General features: G+C 50.5%; 20 protein-coding genes. All 20 read left to right on the top strand.

The window, feature by feature from the left end; translation table 11 throughout:
- The first annotated feature begins 4 nt into the window (after window positions 1-4).
- Window positions 5-958: a 16S rRNA (cytosine(1402)-N(4))-methyltransferase RsmH gene (gene rsmH / locus K7J14_RS00850; protein ID WP_230752173.1), complete on the top strand. Its 954-nt coding sequence runs from the start codon at window positions 5-7 to the stop codon at window positions 956-958.
- Complete coding sequence (locus K7J14_RS00845) at window positions 955-1,242, top strand: cell division protein FtsL (protein WP_230752172.1); 288 nt, start codon at window positions 955-957, stop codon at window positions 1,240-1,242. The genes rsmH and K7J14_RS00845 overlap by 4 nt, the downstream gene beginning before the upstream one ends.
- The gene (locus tag K7J14_RS00840) at window positions 1,235-2,656 is read left to right on the top strand and encodes a UDP-N-acetylmuramoyl-tripeptide--D-alanyl-D-alanine ligase (protein WP_230752170.1); all 1,422 of its coding nucleotides are present in this window, start codon (window positions 1,235-1,237) and stop codon (window positions 2,654-2,656) included. The genes K7J14_RS00845 and K7J14_RS00840 overlap by 8 nt, the downstream gene beginning before the upstream one ends.
- Complete coding sequence (gene ftsW, locus K7J14_RS00835; protein WP_230752168.1) at window positions 2,649-3,785, top strand: putative lipid II flippase FtsW; 1,137 nt, start codon at window positions 2,649-2,651, stop codon at window positions 3,783-3,785. The genes K7J14_RS00840 and ftsW overlap by 8 nt, the downstream gene beginning before the upstream one ends.
- Before the next feature lies 1 nt (window position 3,786).
- A complete protein-coding gene (locus K7J14_RS00830) occupies window positions 3,787-4,590 on the top strand; it encodes a cell division protein FtsQ/DivIB (RefSeq protein WP_230752167.1) in 804 nt (267 codons plus the stop codon).
- Window positions 4,587-5,828 carry a cell division protein FtsA gene (ftsA, locus tag K7J14_RS00825; RefSeq protein WP_230752166.1) on the top strand — a complete coding sequence of 414 codons (1,242 nt, stop codon included), beginning with the start codon at window positions 4,587-4,589 and terminating at the stop codon, window positions 5,826-5,828. The genes K7J14_RS00830 and ftsA overlap by 4 nt, the downstream gene beginning before the upstream one ends.
- Before the next feature lie 51 nt (window positions 5,829-5,879).
- Window positions 5,880-7,088, top strand: coding sequence for a cell division protein FtsZ (ftsZ, locus tag K7J14_RS00820; protein ID WP_230752165.1), 1,209 nt, complete (start codon window positions 5,880-5,882; stop codon window positions 7,086-7,088).
- Window positions 7,085-8,014 carry a tyrosine recombinase gene (locus K7J14_RS00815; RefSeq protein WP_269062391.1) on the top strand — a complete coding sequence of 310 codons (930 nt, stop codon included), beginning with the start codon at window positions 7,085-7,087 and terminating at the stop codon, window positions 8,012-8,014. Before ftsZ ends, K7J14_RS00815 begins: the two co-directional genes overlap by 4 nt.
- Entirely contained in the window at window positions 8,011-8,742 is a 732-nt protein-coding gene (locus tag K7J14_RS00810; protein ID WP_230752163.1) for a tetratricopeptide repeat protein, read from the top strand. The genes K7J14_RS00815 and K7J14_RS00810 overlap by 4 nt, the downstream gene beginning before the upstream one ends.
- Window positions 8,660-9,727: a DNA-processing protein DprA gene (gene dprA, locus K7J14_RS00805; RefSeq protein ID WP_330165583.1), complete on the top strand. Its 1,068-nt coding sequence runs from the start codon at window positions 8,660-8,662 to the stop codon at window positions 9,725-9,727. The genes K7J14_RS00810 and dprA overlap by 83 nt, the downstream gene beginning before the upstream one ends.
- 12 nt (window positions 9,728-9,739) lie before the next feature.
- Window positions 9,740-11,896: a type I DNA topoisomerase gene (gene topA / locus K7J14_RS00800; protein WP_230752162.1), complete on the top strand. Its 2,157-nt coding sequence runs from the start codon at window positions 9,740-9,742 to the stop codon at window positions 11,894-11,896.
- The gene (locus K7J14_RS00795; protein WP_230752161.1) at window positions 11,893-12,795 is read left to right on the top strand and encodes a tyrosine-type recombinase/integrase; all 903 of its coding nucleotides are present in this window, start codon (window positions 11,893-11,895) and stop codon (window positions 12,793-12,795) included. The genes topA and K7J14_RS00795 overlap by 4 nt, the downstream gene beginning before the upstream one ends.
- Before the next feature lie 15 nt (window positions 12,796-12,810).
- Window positions 12,811-13,350: an ATP-dependent protease subunit HslV gene (hslV, locus tag K7J14_RS00790; RefSeq protein ID WP_230752159.1), complete on the top strand. Its 540-nt coding sequence runs from the start codon at window positions 12,811-12,813 to the stop codon at window positions 13,348-13,350.
- A 2-nt stretch (window positions 13,351-13,352) separates the two neighbouring features.
- On the top strand, window positions 13,353-14,774 hold the full coding sequence (hslU, locus tag K7J14_RS00785; RefSeq protein ID WP_230752157.1) for an ATP-dependent protease ATPase subunit HslU: 1,422 nt from the start codon (window positions 13,353-13,355) through the stop codon (window positions 14,772-14,774).
- Window positions 14,775-14,829: 55 nt separating this feature from the next.
- Window positions 14,830-15,243 carry a flagellar basal body rod protein FlgB gene (gene flgB / locus K7J14_RS00780; protein WP_230752156.1) on the top strand — a complete coding sequence of 138 codons (414 nt, stop codon included), beginning with the start codon at window positions 14,830-14,832 and terminating at the stop codon, window positions 15,241-15,243.
- A gap of 12 nt (window positions 15,244-15,255) precedes the next feature.
- Complete coding sequence (gene flgC, locus K7J14_RS00775; protein ID WP_230752155.1) at window positions 15,256-15,711, top strand: flagellar basal body rod protein FlgC; 456 nt, start codon at window positions 15,256-15,258, stop codon at window positions 15,709-15,711.
- Window positions 15,711-16,022, top strand: coding sequence for a flagellar hook-basal body complex protein FliE (fliE, locus tag K7J14_RS00770; protein ID WP_230752154.1), 312 nt, complete (start codon window positions 15,711-15,713; stop codon window positions 16,020-16,022). The genes flgC and fliE overlap by 1 nt, the downstream gene beginning before the upstream one ends.
- Window positions 16,023-16,089: 67 nt before the next feature.
- The gene (fliF, locus tag K7J14_RS00765) at window positions 16,090-17,793 is read left to right on the top strand and encodes a flagellar basal-body MS-ring/collar protein FliF (RefSeq protein WP_230752153.1); all 1,704 of its coding nucleotides are present in this window, start codon (window positions 16,090-16,092) and stop codon (window positions 17,791-17,793) included.
- A gap of 3 nt (window positions 17,794-17,796) precedes the next feature.
- Window positions 17,797-18,867 (top strand): flagellar motor switch protein FliG, encoded by a 1,071-nt coding sequence (fliG, locus tag K7J14_RS00760; RefSeq protein ID WP_230752152.1) that lies wholly within the window; start codon window positions 17,797-17,799, stop codon window positions 18,865-18,867.
- Window positions 18,868-18,879: 12 nt separating this feature from the next.
- Complete coding sequence (gene fliH, locus K7J14_RS00755; protein ID WP_230752151.1) at window positions 18,880-19,815, top strand: flagellar assembly protein FliH; 936 nt, start codon at window positions 18,880-18,882, stop codon at window positions 19,813-19,815.
- Window positions 19,816-19,817 lie beyond the last annotated feature (2 nt).

Genomic DNA, 19,817 nt, shown 5'->3' with positions numbered 1-19,817 from the left:
CGAAATGGAAATAATTCATACTTCGGTCTTATTACAAGAATGTCTCCAGTATCTAGCCCCAGACCACGGCGGCTCCCTTATGATCGACGGGACGCTCGGCGAGGGCGGCCATACTGAAGCCTTTTTAACCCGATATCCGGATCTTCATATAATAGGCATCGACGCAGATCAGAAAATTCAGGAAAAAGCGAAAGAGCGATTGGCTCAATTCGGCGATCGGGTATCTTTCTACAACGGATGGTCCGATGTTTTCTTTTCTGAATATCCTGACGCCGAAACAAAGCCCGACAGGATACTGATCGATCTCGGTATTTCCCTTTTTCACTATGAAAAGTCCGGCCGAGGTTTCAGTTTCCGTTCCGATGAACCGCTCGATATGCGGCTGGATCCTTCATATCCGCAAAGCGCGGCGGATCTGGTCAACACAATGAATGAGACTGCCTTGGCTGATTTGATTTATCAATTCGGCGAAGAACGGTATTCCCGGCGCATTTCTAAAGCAATCTGCGAAAAACGCGGCTTATCAAAATTTTCTACTGCGAAGGCTCTGGCCGATTGCATCTATTCAGCCGTTCCCGGAGAGTATCGACACGGCAGGATTCATCCCGCGACGCGGACGTTTCAAGCCCTTCGGATCGCGGTGAATGAAGAGCTTTCCAGGCTTCCCGGATTGTTGTCGCTTGCCCTCGATGTCCTGGCTCCGAACGGAAAACTGGGCGTGATCACATTTCATTCATTAGAAGACAGAATCGTAAAAAATTACTTTCGCGATATGGGAAAGAAGTGTACCTGTCCGCCGGAAGTGCCGATATGTAGATGCGGCGGGAAGGCAAAAGTGGAAGTGCTCACTAAGAAGTCGGTTTCGCCGCAGGAAGACGAGATTCGCGTAAATCCGCCGTCTCGAAGCGCCCGTCTGAGAGTGGTCAGAAAGTTGTCGTATGAAGAGGAGAATAAATGATAAAAAACGTTATGGCTGTTGTAATGACGCTTGCTATACCTTTTTTTCTTTTCCTCACCGTATGGCAGACCGGCAGGTACGCAGAGATCGATTCCGAACTTCGCAGCCTCGATATGGAACAGCAGGCCTTGGTTAATCAAAATAAACGGCTGATTTCCGCGATAACAGTGTTATCGGTTCCGGAACGGATCGAGCGTGTCGCTACGGAAGAATTATATATGCGGAAGGCGCGTTCCGACGAAATAATGCGGATTGAATTAAAAAGGGAGGGTCTCGGTGGCTGATTCTGAACTCCTTTTAACCATACCTGAGCTCGTAGATGCGGTGGATGGAACTTGCTTGTGCAACTTCTCTCCGGTGAACGGTTTCTCCTCCGTCGCTACCGATAGCAGAAAAGTCGTAACAGGTTCTTTATTCGTGCCGTTGATCGGCGAATTTCAAGACGGCCATACGTATATTACCCGTGCATTGGAAGCCGGCGCTTCTGTTGTTTTGGTAGATTCTGCGCATTCAGACGGCTGCGCGAGCGTATTCAGTTCATTGGGCAAGCAGTACGGCGCATGCATCGTCAGCGTTGAACATACCCTTGCGGCTCTACAGCGAGCGGCCGCGGCGTATGTAGCCAAATTTCCCGGTTTATTGAAAATCGCGGTGACAGGATCAAGCGGAAAAACTACAACAAAGGAACTGCTGGGATCGATTTTTTCCGTCACCCGGAAAGTCGTGATGAATGAAGGAAATTTGAATTCTGAAACAGGATTGCCGTTGTCTGTTTTTAAAATTAAAAGCGAACACCAGGTCGGCGTTTTCGAGATGGGAATGAATCGCAGAGGCGAGATTTTCGAAATCGCTTCCGTTCTTAATCCTTCGCTTGCATTGATTACAAACATCGGGACTGCCCATATCGGAATTCTCGGCACGCAGGATGCAATAGCTGAAGAAAAAAAAGCGGTTTTTTCGAATTTTTCTTCGGATTCGGTCGGTTTCATTCCCGAAGACGACGGCTATGCGAACTTTTTGTCGGCTATTCCCCAGGGCAGGGTGGAGTTGTTCGGATTTCAAACTACTCCCGGATTCCAGGGATTTAGGGATAACGGCATCGATGGATGCATCATTCGCTATGAGGGATTGGATATCTCATTTCCGCTTCCCGGGATATATAATCTCAAAAACGCTCTCGGAGCCATTTCTCTTTCCCGATACGCGGGCGTTTCGCCGAAGGATATACAGAAGGGCCTTGAACAGGTTAAACCCCTTTTTGGGCGGGCGGAAATATACCACGGCGATGTCACTGTGATGCTTGATTGCTATAACGCAAATCCCGATTCGATGGAGAGCGCTGTATCTTTTTGCAGGGATGTATCGTGGTCCGGCAGAAAAGTATTCGTTCTGGGCTCGATGCTTGAACTCGGCGAAGATTCTTTTAAGGAACATCGGAAAATTTGTTCCCTTGTATCGCAATCGGGAATCGATTCGGTATATTTTTTCGGATCAGAAATCATAGCCGCCGCTCAATCGGTCGAGTGGTCGAATATTAGTTGCGTATGCTGTTCGTCAATAGACGATCTGAGTGCGGCGTTGGCGCAGGATATCAGATTCGGAGACCTTGTATTGATCAAAGGTTCGCGCGGTATGGAGCTTGAAAGAGTTTTTCCCGTAATTATGCATCAACATAAGACGGAGCCTGTCGATGAATGAGCGCCTGATACAAGCGGAACAACCCTTCGGCAGGGAAAAGATCGATCTCCTTTTTGTGTTGTTGTTGACGTTGATGATAGGCGTCGGGTTGACGACTTTATTTTCCGGATCTTTGTCCTACGGAGAGCGCTTTTTTAACGATCCGATGTATTTTGTAAAAAAACAGATTGTCAATTTGCTCATCGGCATCGCAGCGTTAAGCGTCTGCTCGTTTATTCGATTCGATTTTCTTAGAAGCATGCTTCCGAAGCTTGTGTTATTGACGCTCATTCTTACGATTCTTCCTTTTATTCCGGGCATCGGCATTACCAAGAACGGTTCTTCTCGCTGGATAGGAATCGGATCATCGACTTTTCAGCCCTCGGAGTTGGTGAAGCTCGTGTTAGTGTTGTTTTTGGCGAATTTATTCGATAAAAAACATGAATATTTGGATGATCCGACTATTTCCGTGTATCCCGCGGCTATAATGTCCGGAATTTTCATTTCGCTTGTCTATCTGCAGAACGATTTTTCAACATCTGTTTTTCTTCTTATCACTGTGATGGTTATGTTCTATGTTTCCGGCGTTTCGATTTCGTTTTTTATTAAAATCTCGCTGGTTTTGCTTCCGCTATCCGCATTGATGATCCTGACGAAAGAATACCGGGTCGAACGGGTTCTTTCATTCTTGGATCCGTCGCGCGATCCGCTCGGAGCCGGGTATCAGGTAAACGCCGCATTGACGGCTCTCTCCGAAGGCGGATTCTGGGGCAGGGGATTGGGCAACGGTATAAGAAAAATCTCCGGAATACCCGAAGTTCAAAACGATTTCATTTTCGCTGTATGGGGCGAAGAAATGGGCTTTATGGGGGTTTCGGCGTATTTTATCCTTCTTTCAACTTTTTGCGTGCGCGGATATCAGATCAGTTTGCGCAGCACGTCCCGTTTTGCTTTCTTGCTTGGTTTCGGTTCCGTGACATTGATTTTGGTGCAATCTTTGATGAATTGCGGCGTCGTTGTGCGCGCTTTTCCCGCTACGGGAATTCCTCTCCCTTTTTTCTCGTCCGGAGGTTCGTCCCTGCTCATCAGTCTTTGCCTCAGCGGTTTTATCATAAATGTATCCAGATCTAAAAGTAGAGGAGAGGTTTAGTATGACTGAATCTGTGGTCATAGAGGAAAAAAAGTCGCATAGCGCCGACTGGAAATCTCTTGCGGTCAAGGCTTCCGTGTTTTTTCTTGCATTGGTTCTTGTTGCGGAAGTGCTTTTCTATCTGGTATACGTTCCGGCGACATCCCGGGTCAGGCTTCAGATCGAGGGGTCTGCTTCGTTGGGTTACGACGAAATGTGTTCGCTCGCCGGACTCAGCGGTTTTGAGCGATGGATTAGTTTCGATTCCGCGGCTGTCGCCTCCCGGCTGGCCGCCAATCCGTTGTTCAGCTCCGTCAGCGTCGACAGATATTTTCCTGATCGTGTCACCATTCGGGTTCGGGAAAGAGTTCCCGTAGCCGTCGCTCTCGGCACCGTCGACGGCCGGATGGTTCCTTTTGAAATCGACCAGAACGGAGTGGCGTTCCGCTTCGGTAAAACCTGTTCTTCGGGTTCCTTGCCTCTGTTGACCGGCTTAACCTTCGAAAATCCGTTGCCGGGAATGCGGCTCAATTCGCGCTTAAAACCTCTTTTGGACGACTTGGCTAGATTGGAGCTTTCTCATCCGGATTTGCTCTCGTCGCTTTCGGAAATCAAGATAGTCGAAAAGACATACGGCGGATACGACTTAGTCTTGTACCCGGTGCATACTCCCGTTCGCGTCAGAACCGATAAGGCGTTGAATCAAGACGCATTACAGTATATGATGCTTGTGCTGGATGTGGTTAAGGATATGGAATTGCCTGTCGATGAAATCGATATACGGGCAGGAACCGTAGCCTATCGCATAAGGGAGAATACAATTTGAGTGACGTCGTCGTCGGGCTCGACATCGGTACCAGTCGCATACGCGCAATAATCGGCGAGATTTCTGATTCCGGAGTCTTTCAGATTACCGGAGTCGGCACCAGTCCGTCGACAGGGCTTCGCAAAGGCGTCGTTGTCAACATTGAAAATACCGTTAGAGCTGTTTCCCAGGCGATCGAAGCCGCTGAAATGATGTCCGGAGTCGAAGTGACTCAGTGTTTGATGGGAATCGGCGGTACTCATATCGACGGTCTCAACTCCCGGGGAGTCGTCGCGGTTACCGGCAAGGGCCGCGATAATCGGGAAATCGGCCAGGAAGACATTCACCGCGTGATAGACGCCGCAAAGGCAGTTGTCATTCCCATGGACCGCCAGGTTCTTCATGTTATTCCCCAATCCTACATCGTAGACGACCAACGGGGCATCAAAGACCCCAGAAATATGATCGGCGTGCGCATGGAAGCCGAGGTTCACATCATTACCGGATCGGTGACCTCGGTCCAAAATATGGTTAAATGCGTCAACCGGGCATCCCTGAACGTCGTGGACTACATGCTTCATTCCCTTGCCGCAGTAAAAGCAGTCATGACGGAAGACGAGCGCGAGCTCGGATCTATTCTGATCGACATCGGCGGAGGTACGACCGATGTGCTGGTTATGGCGGACGGAGCACCGCTCATGACGGCCGTTCTTCCGGTTGGCGGAATTCAGGTAACGAACGACATCTCCATCGTGAAAGGCATTTCCTCGGAAACCGCCGAAAGAATCAAGATCGATGCCGGATGCTGCTGGCAGCCTTTGGTCGAGGAGAACGAAGAAGTTATTCTTCCCGGCGTCGGCGGACGTCCTCCCGTAGTAATTCCGCGAAGCGAAATCTGCTCTATCATTCAGCCCCGGATGGCCGAACTATTTACGATGATTGAATCGAAAATCTCGTCAATCACCAGGTCCCGCCAGCTTTCAGGAAATATCGTCATCACCGGCGGCGGAGCCCTGCTTCCCGGCGTAATCGAGCTTGCCTCGGATATTTTCAAAACCCAGGCGATACGCATAGGCATTCCCGGAACCTTCGGCGGATTGATCAGCGAATATCGCAGCCCCGAATATGCGACCGTCCTTGGGCTCGTTCTTTCTCTGTGGGAAAGAAAACGCTCCGAAGTTCAGGAACCGGCGGCTTCTGTTCAGGTTTCACAGCCCATCAGAGAGAAACTGAGGGGAATATTAAAAAGTTTTTTTTGATTTTTGCGATACAGTTGCCTGTATGCGGTTTTTTCTGGGAGGGGAAAACAGATGAAAGTAGAAATAATTTCTGAAAGAGAAACGAGCCCGACTGTTATCAAGGTTGTCGGCACCGGCGGCGGCGGATCGAATGCCGTCAACCGCATGATGGAATGCGGGCTTCAAAATGTCGACTTCATCGTCGCCAATACCGATCTTCAGGCGTTGAATTACTCGAACGCCCCTACTAAGCTCGCTATCGGTTCCAAACTCACCGGAGGTCTTGGCGCCGGAGGAAAACCCGAAGTCGGGGAAAAAGCCGCGATAGAAGATACCGAAGCCATCGCGAACGCCGTTCGCGGCGCGGATATGGTGTTCGTCACCGCTGGAATGGGCGGCGGCACCGGAACCGGAGCCGTTCCTGTCATAGCAAGAATTGCGCGCGAACAGGGCGCTTTGACCGTCGGCGTCGTGACGCGGCCCTTCGATTTTGAAGGAAAAGTGAAACAAAAGCTTGCAGAAGACGGGCTTCAAAAACTCCGCGAAGCGGTTGATACCCTCATTGTCATCCCTAATCAGCACTTATTAAAGCTTGTAGACCGCCGCACTCCCATCAAACAGGCCTTCGTCATCGCCGACGATGTACTCAGGCAGGCTGTTCAGGGTATCTCGGATTTGATAACGCATCCCGGCTTGATCAATATCGACTTTGCCGATGTTAAAACCACTATGGAAGGACAGGGCGACGCAATAATGGGAATCGGCACCGGCACCGGCGACAACAGGGCTGTAGACGCCGCAACTAACGCGATCAACAATCCCCTGCTCGAAGATTCGCAAATCGAAGGCGCCAACCATATCCTCATCAATATTACCGGAAACGACGAGATGACCCTCCTGGAAGTCGAGGAAATAGTTAAAATCGTCACCGCCAATGCGGATCCCGACGCTTTGATTATTTACGGAACGACGACCGACAGCACCCTGGGAGAATCGATCAGCGTTACCGTAATCGCAACCGGTTTTATCTCGTCGAAGTACCGAAGAACCTCCGACAGACAGGTTGTAAGCGTTGCTTCTGAAAAAGCTCAGAAAGCAGAATCCGGCGACTTTGTAACCGGCACGGAATGGAAGCTTTGGAACGAAAGAACGCAAAAATCATCTCAGGGCTTGGGCACGCGAAATGCTTCATCGTCTCCCGTTTCAGTGTCTGTTCCTGCGGCTACTGACGATCTGGACACGCCGACAGTTGTGCGTTTGCAGCAGAAGGTTCAAAACTGAACAATAGGCTTCTTGAGACGTATAAAGCGCATTTGCTGACGGCCCGGGGATCTTCGGTGCTGACTGCCGAGACTTACGGCGCAACTATCCGCCTTTTTTTTGAGTTTTCTTCAAGGAAACAGGCGGATCCCTCCCTTGCCGATCGCGAGCTCTGCATTCAGTTTTTCCTTGAACGGGCCGATCTCGGAATAGAAGGTAAAACGCTTGCCCGCGATTTGGCTGCGCTTCGTTCTTTTTTTTCCTTCCTTGTTTCGTCTGGAATCCGTTCCGATAATCCGGCTTCTCTCATCGAAGCTCCGAAGCGTTCGCAACGGTTGCCTCGGGTTTTCGATCAAACGCAGGTTGACGCCTTCCTTTCGGCAATCGAGCTCGACCGCAGAGGCGGGCTTCGCGATAGATGTTTGTTCGAATTAGTCTATTCTTGCGGTTTGCGCGTCAGCGAGGCTGTTTCTCTTTCTCTGCAGGACATCAATATTCAGGAACGATCTATTCTTGTCACCGGCAAGGGGAATAGACAGAGGATGATTCCTTTCGGGCAGACAGCAGCAGAGTGGTTGGGCCGCTATTTGCGCGAAGAACGTCCTGATTTAGCCGGAAAACAGAGAACCTCCGCTGTTTTTCTGAACCGTTATGGAAGGCGGTTGAGCAGAAAAGGAATCTGGAAAAGATTTCAGGAAATTGAGCTGCGATCCGGACTGACGGGTAAAATTCATACCTTGCGACATTCCTTCGCGACTCATCTTCTGGAAGGCGGAGCGGATTTGCGCTCTGTCCAGGAATTGCTCGGACACGCCGATATTTCGACGACGCAGATATATACTCACCTTGACTCCGATTCCCTTCGTTTATACCATGCCGATTTTTTCGACAATTATCGGGCAGAAAGCGATATTTCAGATCATGATAGCAGGGAGGCAGATATATGAACCGTTCTATTCCTTTTTTTGGCGTTGCTTTTTTCGCGGCTGTGCTGGTTTTCTCGTGCGGCGCGAACACGAATCAAATCAGACGCATGCAGATGATCGAAGAGGGCGTCGATAGCCCGACCACAATCGATGAATTAACGGATGCGATCGGCAAGTTCCAGAAACGGGCTGAAGATCTGGTTAATACTGATATTCGCCTGGGCATTTGGTATAAAATTCTGGGAACCCGGTATCTGGACAATAAAATGTACGGAAAAGCCCTGGATAACTTCCGAACTGCTATTGAATATTATCCGACGAATCAAAATTTATTTTATTATGTCGGCGTGTGCGCAGGCTATATGGCGAAGGCTTCATTGGATTACGAAGCGACGGGAAAACCTCTGGATAGAGAACGATATTACGCGTTAGCGGAATCAGCCTATCTCAGGGCGATAGAATTGGAACCCAGGTATGAAAGAGCTTTGTACGGTCTTTCCGTATTGTATATTTTCGAGTTGGACAGGCCTGCCGACGCCATTCCCCATTTGGAATTGATTCAGACTATCGAGAAACGAAATTTCGACGCGATGTTTCTTTTGGCTCGCGCGTATTTCTCGACCGGGCAGGGAGATCGTTCAATCGAGCTATACGATAAAATCATCAATGAATCAAAGGACAAGGATCGCCGTTCGCAAGCGGAAGAAAACAAAGCCTATGTGCTCCAAAACCTCTACGCACCCGATTGATTTGCTTCTTGGGCTGGTCAGGATCAATTTTCTTACTTGCAAAGAAAAATTGAGAGTTCTGAAAAATCTTGACAATCTTGAATCCCTTGCAGTACTTTCAATAGAAGATCTTGAAATACTAGCAGGCCGGCGCTTGCGAATTACTTCCTGGAACGGTGATGATCTCTTGATTACGGTGCAGAAGGACCTTTCTGTACTGGAAAGATATGGTACAGGTTTTGCTGTGTACTCGGATCCGTTGTTTCCTCCGTTGTTGCGGGAAATTCATGATCCGCCTTTCGGAATCTTTTGGCGAGGGCGATTGCCCGATCCCGAGAAACCCCTGGCAGCCATGGTCGGTACGCGAAATCCCTCCGGGGACGGCGCTCTGGGAGCCGCCCGCCTTGGAAAGGAATTCGGCGAAGCGGGCATTCCGGTTATTTCCGGACTTGCGCGAGGCATCGACGCGTATGCTCATCGGGGAAATCTGGATGGGTGTGCGCCGTCGGTAGCGGTTCTCGCCTGCGGAGTGGAACGGATTTATCCGATAAGCAATTCCCGCCTCGCCGCGAGAATTCTGGAGTCGGGAGGAGCGGTTCTTTCTGAATATCCTCCCGGCGAAGCTCCGTTGAAGTTCAGGTTTCCGCAAAGGAATCGGCTTATTTCAGGAATGTCCCGGGGCGTGGTTCTTGTCGAGGCTCCTGAAAAGTCGGGGGCTCTTATTACCGCGGATTTCGCACTTGATCAGGGCAGGGATTTGATGGTGTACAAGGGTGCGCTCGAGTCTCCCCGGTCTTCCGGTTGCAGGCGTCTGTTCGAAGAAGGCGCTATTGCGGTATCCTGCGCTCAAGATGTGTTGAACGAATGGGGTCTTTCTACCGATGTTGTAACCAATGCGGCGGACAACCGTTGTTCTTCTTCGGGGCATCTGATCAGAAAGACCGGCAGACAGCTTGCATTTGATTTTAGAAGAGAAATAGATTCGCATACGATGCAGAGGAATTGAGGGGTATATAGTATGGCCACAAAAAAGGCTGTTCGCGGAAAGAAAAGCTCGAAAAATACGTTAGTGATCGTCGAATCGCCCGCGAAGGCAAAGACTATAGAGAAGTATTTAGGGTCGGGCTATACGGTGAAAGCGTCCATGGGGCATTTGATCGATCTTCCGAAATCCCGCATCGCGATCGACGTGAACAATCATTTCGAGCCTGAATACATAACCGTCCGGGGGCGGGCAAAACTTCTGAAGGAGCTTCAGGGAGACGCGAAAAAATCCACAGAAGTTTTGTTAGCAAGCGATAATGACCGCGAGGGAGAGGCGATAGCCTGGCATTTGCGGAACGCTATCCAGTCGAAACTGAAAGATCTGCCGATCAGGCGCATTGTGTTCAATGAAATAACGCCTCAGGCGATTAAGGATTCCGTCAAGCATCCCATGGACATCGACGAGTCGAAGGTCAATGCCCAAAAAGCCCGCCGCGTGTTAGACCGGTTGGTCGGTTATAATCTATCCCCCTTGTTGTGGAAAAAAGTTAAAAACGGGCTATCAGCCGGACGCGTACAATCCGTAGCCCTCAGGCTTATATGCGAAAGAGAACGGGAAGTCGAAAATTTCATTCCCGAGGAATATTGGACCTTGGACGCCGATCTTCAAAAAGGCAGGACTTCGTTCACAGCCCAACTCGTTTTGTACAAAGACGAAAAACCGGTGCTCTCCTGCGGGGACGACGTGAAAAAAATCATCGATGAAATCTCCGGAGCTCCGGCCGAAATCATCGATATTAAGCAAACTGAAAAAACAATCCGCCCGAAGGCGCCCTTTACGACTTCCAAGCTTCAGCAGATGGCCGCTAATCGGCTCGGGTTCACCTCGAAAAAGACGATGCAGATCGCCCAGCAGCTCTACGAAGGCATCAATATCGGCTCCACCCGCGTCGGATTGATTACCTATATGCGTACTGACTCCGTGCGAATCTCGGCAACGGCGATGGAGGATGTACGCGGATGGATATCGCAGAAATATCCGGCTGAATTGCCTGAAACCCCGGTTGAATACTCGGTCGAGAAGAAAGCCCAGGACGCGCATGAAGCGATTCGTCCTACCTACGCTAATTACACCCCTGAATATGTGAAAGAGCATTTGACGAGGGATCAGCTGCGCCTCTACACCATAATCTGGGAACGATTTGTATCAAGCCAGATGGCCAACGCGAAATCCAGAACAAGCAGTTTGGATATTCGCTGCGGAAACGCGGTTTTCAGAGTGTCCTCAACCAGGATTTTTGAAAAGGGTTTCTACAAAGTTATGAAAACCCTGGTTTCAAAAGAAGAAAAGGAAAAAACGCTTCCCGACATGAAAGTCGGCGACGTATTGACCGTTTCGCAACTGCATCCGGAACAGCATTTTACCCAGGGGCCTGCCAGGTATACCGATGCCTCGATCGTTAAGACCCTGGAAGAGAAAGGCATCGGACGCCCGTCGACCTATGCTCCGATTATTTCTGTTCTTTTAGACCGCTATTACGTCAATAGATCGAACAAGCAGCTTGTACCGACCCAGCTCGGCCGAATCATCAACGATATTCTCGTGGAATTTTTTCCTGCCGTGATCGATGTTAATTTTACCGTGACCGTAGAAAATGATCTGGATCAGGTCGAGGATGGAAAGATCGAGTGGTCGAGCATGATCGAATCCTTCTGGACGCCCTTCGATGCCCGTGTTTCCGAAGTAATGAACAATCTGGACAGCATGAAGGGCCGTTTGGACGAAACCACGGAATATATGTGCGAAAAATGCGGAAAGCCGATGTTGAAAAAACTCGGAAGATTCGGCTTTTTTCTTGCGTGTTCGGGTTTTCCCGAGTGCCGTAATACCCGGTCTATCCCGTTGGCGAGGTGTCCCAGGCCGGGATGCGACGGCGAGATCGTCGCCCGCAGGACGAAGGGGCGGGGAAAAGAGTTTTACGGCTGCACCAACTATCCGGAATGCGATTTCATCAGCCATTTTAAGCCCATCAATGCTGTCTGCCCGAAGTGCGGCCAGTTCATGGTCGAAAAATACGACAAGAAAAACGGATCCTTTAAATCATGCATAAATCCCGAGTGCGATTATTTGCATACGCAGGACGAACCGATGGATGAATCTATCGATGGAGATGCGGACGGAGAGGAATGAATCCACGTTTTGAGGAATACTTGAGCTACCTCCAGGGGGTTCGCAGGCTTTCTCCGCGGTCACTTTCAGCGTATCGCCGCGATTTGGCCTTGTTGTCATCCTGGACGGCTTCCGATCCTCTCATCCTTAATGCCGAAGATTTGAGTCTGTTTCTTGCGGATCTGCGGACGAAGGGGTATGAACCTTCCGGAATTAATCGAGTTTTATCAGCCCTGCGAGGGTACTATGCTTATGCCGTTCGATTCGGGCTGTTGGGCGGCAATCCGTGTTCTCTTCTCAAAAATCTTAAAACTCCGAAGAAACTTCCTGTTTTTATGTATCCCGACGACGCTCAGGATTTTTGCACGCTCCCGGAACGCTTAGAGCAAAAAAAACAAGGCATCCTCTGGCCGGCCCGGGATCAGGCCTTTCTGCTCGTCCTCTATACGAGCGGCTGCCGCGTATCAGAGCTTTGCAGTTTGCATCTGAATGATTTCGATCGGGACTTTTCCGCGGCCATCGTAACAGGAAAAGGCGATAAGCAACGAAAGGTTTTTTTATCCGCGGACGCCCGCGCCGCCCTTGTTGCGTATCTGGCTGAACGAAAATCCCTTTTGTCCCGATATCAGGAACGAAAAGCCTGCCCGGCCGTATTCGTTTCGCAACGGGGCTTGCCTCTTTCCGCGAGAGGCGCTCAGTATCTGCTTTCCCGCTACAGCGACCAATCCGGAACGGGCCGTCGCATTTCTCCGCATGCGCTGCGGCACAGTTTTGCAACGACCCTTGTATCTCGGGGCGCGGACGTACGCGTGGTTCAGGAGCTGTTGGGCCATGCCAGCATATCGACTACTCAAAGATATACTCATATAACCCCGGAGCGGTTGCGGCGATTGTATCACCGAGCTCATCCCCACGGGTAGCACAAGGAGCCACGCATGAAATACGAAAAAATACGAAGCACAACTATTGTCGCCGTGCGCCGGAACGGAAAGGTCGCGATGGCCGGCGACGGACAGGTCACGATGGGCGAGACGGTTATGAAACCGAACGCGCGCAAGGTTCGCAGATTATATGAGGGCCGTATTTTGGCAGGTTTCGCAGGGGCTACCGCAGACGCCTTTACGCTGCTTGAAAAATTCGAATTCAGGATAAAGGAATACGCCGGAGATTTGACCCGAGCCGCAGTCGAATTGGCAAAAGATTGGCGTACCGACAAGGCTCTCAGGAATCTCCAGGCCTTGCTCCTCGTTGCGGACGCGGAAAAAACCCTGCTCATATCGGGCACCGGAGACGTGATAGAACCGGCAGAGGATGTGATAGCGATCGGTTCGGGCGGGAATTACGCCTACGCTGCAGCGCTCGCCTATCTTGAGTCTACATCTTTCGATGCGGCAGATATTGCGCGGAAAAGCCTCTCCATCGCGGGCAAGATTTGCATTTACACTAACGACCGCATCACCATCGAGGAGCTGTAACGATGAATGAATTCGAATCATTGACTCCCAAAGCCATTGTGGAAGAACTTGACCGCTATATTATCGGGCAGACGAAGGCGAAGCGCGCGTGCGCCGTAGCTTTGCGCAACCGCACCCGCCGTTTGAAGCTCAGCCCTGAAGCGCGGGAAGAGATAGCGCCTAAAAACATATTGATGATAGGCCCTACCGGCGTCGGAAAAACCGAGATAGCGAGGCGATTGGCGAAATTGAGCGGAGCTCCCTTCATCAAGGTTGAAGCGACGAAATATACGGAAGTAGGGTACGTCGGGCGGGATGTCGAATCGATGATCCGCGATCTCATGGCCGTCGGTTATGCGATGGTCAAGTCGGAGATGCAAACGCAGCTCCGCGCCGAAGCCGAAAAGCGCGCTGAGGAAGCGCTGCTCGATCTATTGCTGCCGGGTTTTAACAAAAAGGGCCAGAGTTCTTCCTCAGCAGAGCTTCTCCCCTCGCTGAACGGACCCGAAGAGGCTCTCTCCGGCGAATCATTTGCCGAAGCCTCGTCTTCCGCTGATTCCTCCACCAGAGAGAAATTCAGGAAAATGCTACGCGACGGCCTCCTTGAGGAGCGCGTGGTCGAAATCCAGGTTCAAAAGACGGGCATGCCCGCCTTTGAGGTCTTCGCGGGTTCTTCTAATCTCGAAGACCTGGAAATGAGCATGGCGAATATAACGAATCTTATTACCGGCGGGCGCAATAAACGAAAATCCGTGTCGGTTCGGGACGCCCGCGAGATCATCATCGCGGAACAGCTTGATAAATTGGTGGATCAGGAAAAAATCGCCGATGAAGCCCGCAATCGAGTCGAACAGATGGGCATCGTATTCATCGATGAAATCGACAAAATCGCGGTAGGCGGCGGAGGCCGATCCGGCGGGCAGGATGTATCGCGCGAAGGCGTTCAACGCGATATCCTTCCGATAGTCGAAGGCTCTAAAGTGAATACGAAATACGGGGTCGTAGACACCACCCACATTCTTTTCATCGCGGCCGGCGCCTTCAGCATTTCCCGTCCGAGCGATCTCATCCCGGAACTCCAGGGCCGTTTTCCCTTACGCGTCGAGCTCGAGTCCCTGCATGCCGAGGACTTCAAACGCATTCTGTTGGAGCCGAAGAACGCGCTTACCCGCCAGTATATCGAACTTCTCGGCACGGAAAACGTAACGATCAGTTTTTCCGACGACGCCATAGAACGCATGAGTTTTCTGGCGGCGGAAGTGAATTCCCGGATGGAAAATATCGGAGCGCGCCGGCTCCATACGATACTGGAAATGCTTCTTGAAGAAATTTCTTTCAACGCAAGCGAGATGAGCGGTCAAGCTGTAGACATCACTGCCGCCTACGTAGACGAACGCCTGAAGGATATCGTGCTCGATCAGGATCTTTCGCGGTATATACTCTAAAACTGGTAAACCGCGAAGGATATCGTGCCGATTATATACAGGTGGAGGCTTGAAAATGAATAGTTTTGCGCGTACTACCGATCTTTTGCACCGAGCCATGGATGCGAGCACCCTTCGCTATACGGTTACCGCGAATAATCTGGCTAACTCGGAAGTACCCAATTTCAAGCGAACAGTCGTAAACTTCGAGACCGAGCTCAAACGGGCTCTGGACTCCGAAACGCGCTCCGCCGGAGCCTTCGAACTTTCGAAAACCGACGACCGCCATCTATCTGCGGACAGCGTCATTGATTACCGGACTGTCGAGCCCCGCCGGGTTCTTGATTATACGACTACGGAAAAAGCGAACGGAAACAATGTGAATCCTGAAGAAGAAGCGATGGAAATCCTGAGAATTCAGCTTAATTACCAAATGCTCACCCAGATTCAGAGTTTCCAGTTCGCCCAGGCCAACTCGGTATTGAAATAAAGGAAGGTTGTTATGGGAATGTTTACCAGCATACAGATAGCGGCTTCCGGAATGGCGGCCGAACGGCTCCGCTCCGACGTGATATCCGATAATATCGCCAACGCCTCAACAACGAGGACCCAGGAAGGCGGGGCGTTCAGACGGAGCAGGGTAGTCCTCTCGCAGAAGGATGCCGGAATGGATTGGCGCACGCCCTTTATTCCGGACGCCCTTGATCGGGGCGTAGGAAGCGGCGTGAAGGTTTCCTCGGTCGAAAAGGACACTGCCGATCTTCGGCTTGTTTATGATCCGACTCATCCCGACGCGATTCAATCAGGGCCTAAAACCGGCTACGTCGAATACCCCAACGTAAATATCGTTACGGAAATGGTCGATCTCATTTCGGCCTCCCGTTCGTATGAAGCCAATTCTTCCGTTATTCAAGGTTCTAAAGAGATGTTCATGAAAGCTTTGGAAATAGGTAGGTAATGATGAAAGTTAATCCTGTTTCTGTGGATAATTTCCGCGCTTCGATGAAATCAAGCACCGATTTAATCGATACTTCGGTTCGTCCTGAAACACAGAGTTTCGAGCAAACCTTGCTGAAGGCTTTCGATTCGGTAAATCATTCCCAGATGAAGACAGAGACTCTGTCTCAACAGATGATTGTGGATCCTGAATCTGTCGATGTTCATGATGTAACGATTGCGATGGCCGAAGCGAATTTATCGCTGAAGATCGCGCAATCGGTGATTGATCGGGTAATAAAAGGTTGGAACGACGTTACCACAAATCGATAAATTGTGATATAATATTCTCCTATATATACAAAACTGTAACAGGTTCGTTCTGTAACGGGAGGGGAACATGAACGAATGGCTGAAAAAGCTTATATCACAGATTTCTTCAGTATGGGCCAAATGGACCATAATACAAAAACTCATCTTCGGAGGCATCATTCTCGCGGTAATAGTCGGGGGAGTGTTGCTTTTTTCCGTTTCTTCCGCGCCTACGATGGTTCCGCTTATCGATTCTCCTGTAGTCGACGAGGCTGTACGGGATAGAATCGTATTACGGCTGAATGAGGAAAATGTCCGGGTTTCTGTTTCGAGCACGGGCGTGATTTCTGTCGAGGATGAATCTACGGCGCGGAGAATGCGTTCTATTCTCATCCGGGAGGATTTGCTTCCTTCGAATACTGATCCATGGGCCATATTCGATGTTGAACGCTGGACAATCACGGACTTTGAAAGGAATGTGAACAAACGCCGGGCGATCGTCGAAGAAGTGCGTCAGCATATCAAAGCTATAGACGACATAGACGACGCAAGCGTAGTGGTGAATATTCCCGAGCGAACGTTGTTCACGGCGGATCAAAACGAAGTTACCGCAAGCATAATCGTATATCCGAAGCCCGGCAGCGATTTGGCTACGAATCGCAAAAAGGTTGAGGGAATTCAAAAACTCCTTCTATTCGCCGTCGAAGGATTAAAGGCAGAGAATATCACGATAGCCGACAGCAACGGCACCGTGCTCAACGATTTCGATGGAATGCGCGAGTGGGACCGGCTGACCCGAATCGAAAAAGAACAGAAACTGATCGCTCAGCTGGAAGCCCAGTATCGCGCCAAGATATTGAACGCCCTCCAGCAGATTTACGGCATCGATCGCGTCCGCGATTTGAATCTCAAAATCGAAATGGACATGTCCGACAAGTCGGTCCAGCAGAAGGATTATCTTCCGACGACCATTCGACCCGATAATCCTGAAACTCCCTACGATGATTCGGAAATCGTCCAGTCCATCACTCTTTCGTCAGAGACTTCAACCACCCGTTGGCAGGGGTCGGGCTTTAATCCCGAAGGACCCGCCGGTGTAGAAGGCCAAACCGCTCCCGCGTATAAAGACATGTCCAATTTGTACGGGCTTTCCGAACAGTCGATCGTTAAGAAAAATGAACTTATCGGCCAGAGGGAAACGTCCGAAACCGTGAGCCCTTCGATGGGTAGAAGAACCGTATCGGTCAACATCGACGGCTTATGGACGAAAAAGCGGGACGAGAACGGAAATTATCTGATTAAGCAAGGCGCGATCGAACGAGAGTATTCGCCTATCCCCGACGACGAACTTAAGGCCGCAACAAAGGCCGTTCAGGACGCAATCGGTTTCAGCAATTCTCGCGGAGACTCCGTGAGCGTCTTGAATATTCGTTTCGATCGCTCGACCCAGTTTGAAAAAGAGGATCTCGCGTATCTGCAGAAGCAGCAGACTCAACAGACCATTTTGTATTCGCTTATCGCGGTTGCCGCGATTTTGGTTTCGTTCATCATTTACCGCATGATTTCCAGGGAGTTGGAAAGACGCAGGCGCCTGAAAGAAGAAGAACTGCTGCGCAAGCATCAGATGGAACGCCAAAAAACGCTCTGGGAAGCCGAACAGGCCGGAATGGAGGTTTCCATGTCCGTAGAAGAGCGCAAAAGGCTCGAGCTTCAGGAAAACGCCATCAATATGGCCAAAGAACATCCGGAAGACGTCGCCCTGCTTATTCGCACCTGGTTAATGGAGGAATAGCCCATGGCTCCACCCGCATCATCGCCGAAAGATAAACCCGCGCCTGCGTCCGGCTCGAAAAAAGCCAAGGACGTCAAGTCGCTTACCGGCCGGCAAAAAGCCGCGATTTTTCTCGTGTCTCTCGGTTCCGAGATTTCTTCCGAAATTTTCAAGCATCTGCGAGAAGATGAAATAGAAACCTTGACCTTCGAGATCGCGCGTCTGGAAACAGTCGAAGCAGATTTTAAGGACGCCATCCTTCAGGAATTTCAGGACCTCATGATGGCTCAGAACTTCATAACAACCGGAGGCATCGATTACGCCAGGGAATTGCTGGAAAAGTCCGTCGGCAGCCAAAAGGCAATCGATATTATCAACCGGCTCACCAGTTCTCTGCAGGTTCGGCCCTTCGACTTTATCAGACGCACCGATCCTGCCCATCTTCTCAACTTTATCCAACAGGAGCATCCTCAGACGATCGCTCTTATTCTGGCCTATCTAGAGCCTTCAAAAGCCTCTGTCATCCTTCAGAACCTTCCCGACGAGATTCAGAGCGAAGTAGCTCGCCGGATCGCGACGATGGACCGAACGTCTCCGGATGTTCTTCGCGAAGTAGAGCGCGTTCTTGAAAAGAAACTGTCGACGCTTTCAAGCGAAGACTATACGGCGGCCGGAGGCGTTGAAAGCATCGTAGAGATCTTGAACCTTGTCGACCGTTCATCCGAGAAGTCCATCATCGAAGCTCTCGAGGACGAGGACTCGGATCTCGCGGAAGAAATAAAAAAGCGAATGTTCGTGTTCGAAGACATTGTTATGCTCGACGATCGTGCTATCCAGAAAGTTCTCCGCGAAGTCGACACCCAGGAGCTCGCGAAAGCGCTTAAGGCCGTCGATACCGAGGTTCAGGACAAAATATTCCGGAATATGTCCAAGCGCGCCGCCGGCATGCTTAAGGAAGACATGGAGTACATGGGGCCGGTACGCTTGAAGGACGTTGAAGAAGCGCAGCAAAAGATAGTATCCATCATCAGACATCTTGAAGATACCGGCGAGATTGTAATTGCTCGCTCGGGAGAAGATGAACTTGTCGTATAGCGGTGGTAGATAATGGCAAAAACAGTTTTTCGGCCGAATGAAATAAAGGTAAGCAATGAACACGTGCAACTGCAGCTTGCCCGTAAATTCGTCGTGGAAGAGCCGGTTGAAGAAAGTCCGGAAGAACCGATATACGAGGGTCCCACCGCCGACGATCTGAGGCGCGAAGCCGAACACTTCAGAATGGAATTCGAACGCGACAAGCAAGCCATGCTGGCGGAAGCTCAATCCCGTTCGGAAGAAATCCTTAAAGAAGCCGAGAAAGCTGCTTTCGACGAGGTAAAGAGAAAGACCGACCAGGCGCAAATTATTAAACGCCAGGCGCAGGATGAAGCCGACTCCATAATAGCGCAAGCCGAGAAGCGGGCCAGAGAGATAATCGCCGAAGCAGAGATGAAAAAAGACGCTCAGCTGAAGGACGGCTATAAGGACGGCTTCGCAAGCGGCCAGGAAGCGGGATTCAAGGAAGGAAACCTCGAAGCGGAACGTTTGACCGATCGCCTTCATACGATTATTGAACGAATGATGGACAAACGCCAGGAGATTCTCTCCGAAACCGAGCAGCAGATCGTCGATTTAGTTTTAATGATGACGCGAAAAATAGTGAAAGTCATTTCCGAGAATCAGCGGAATATCGTCGTTTCTAACGTGGTCCAGGCTTTGCGCAAGGTGAAGGGACGCGGAGACGTGATCATACGCGTTAATTTGGCCGATGTCGCCATGACGACCCAGCATATCAAGGATTTCCTTTCAAGCGCCGAGAACGTCAAGAATATAACCGTTGTAGAGGATACGACCGTGGATCGCGGCGGATGCGTAATAGAGACGGATTTCGGCGCGATAGACGCGAGAATTTCCAGCCAGCTCAATGAAATCGAACAGCGGATTCTGGAAGTCTCTCCCATCCGCACCCGGGTGAAAACGGCGAATCCGGTAACTCAGGATTAAGG

The sequence above is a fragment of the Teretinema zuelzerae genome (assembly GCF_021021555.1).
Classification (GTDB): Bacteria; Spirochaetota; Spirochaetia; order Treponematales; family Treponemataceae; genus Teretinema; species Teretinema zuelzerae.
Note: the sequence above shows the minus strand (reverse complement) of the source record. Positions and strands in the feature narration are given on the sequence as shown.

Coding starts and splice junctions, on each gene's coding strand:
- rsmH (WP_230752173.1), top strand. CDS start 5: ATGGAAATAATTCATACTTCGGTCTTATTACAAGAATGTCTCCAGTAT.
- K7J14_RS00845 (WP_230752172.1), top strand. CDS start 955: ATGATAAAAAACGTTATGGCTGTTGTAATGACGCTTGCTATACCTTTT.
- ftsW (WP_230752168.1), top strand. CDS start 2,649: ATGAATGAGCGCCTGATACAAGCGGAACAACCCTTCGGCAGGGAAAAG.
- K7J14_RS00830 (WP_230752167.1), top strand. CDS start 3,787: ATGACTGAATCTGTGGTCATAGAGGAAAAAAAGTCGCATAGCGCCGAC.
- ftsZ (WP_230752165.1), top strand. CDS start 5,880: ATGAAAGTAGAAATAATTTCTGAAAGAGAAACGAGCCCGACTGTTATC.
- K7J14_RS00810 (WP_230752163.1), top strand. CDS start 8,011: ATGAACCGTTCTATTCCTTTTTTTGGCGTTGCTTTTTTCGCGGCTGTG.
- dprA (WP_330165583.1), top strand. CDS start 8,660: ATGAATCAAAGGACAAGGATCGCCGTTCGCAAGCGGAAGAAAACAAAG.
- topA (WP_230752162.1), top strand. CDS start 9,740: ATGGCCACAAAAAAGGCTGTTCGCGGAAAGAAAAGCTCGAAAAATACG.
- K7J14_RS00795 (WP_230752161.1), top strand. CDS start 11,893: ATGAATCCACGTTTTGAGGAATACTTGAGCTACCTCCAGGGGGTTCGC.
- hslV (WP_230752159.1), top strand. CDS start 12,811: ATGAAATACGAAAAAATACGAAGCACAACTATTGTCGCCGTGCGCCGG.
- hslU (WP_230752157.1), top strand. CDS start 13,353: ATGAATGAATTCGAATCATTGACTCCCAAAGCCATTGTGGAAGAACTT.
- flgB (WP_230752156.1), top strand. CDS start 14,830: ATGAATAGTTTTGCGCGTACTACCGATCTTTTGCACCGAGCCATGGAT.
- flgC (WP_230752155.1), top strand. CDS start 15,256: ATGGGAATGTTTACCAGCATACAGATAGCGGCTTCCGGAATGGCGGCC.
- fliE (WP_230752154.1), top strand. CDS start 15,711: ATGATGAAAGTTAATCCTGTTTCTGTGGATAATTTCCGCGCTTCGATG.
- fliF (WP_230752153.1), top strand. CDS start 16,090: ATGAACGAATGGCTGAAAAAGCTTATATCACAGATTTCTTCAGTATGG.
- fliG (WP_230752152.1), top strand. CDS start 17,797: ATGGCTCCACCCGCATCATCGCCGAAAGATAAACCCGCGCCTGCGTCC.
- fliH (WP_230752151.1), top strand. CDS start 18,880: ATGGCAAAAACAGTTTTTCGGCCGAATGAAATAAAGGTAAGCAATGAA.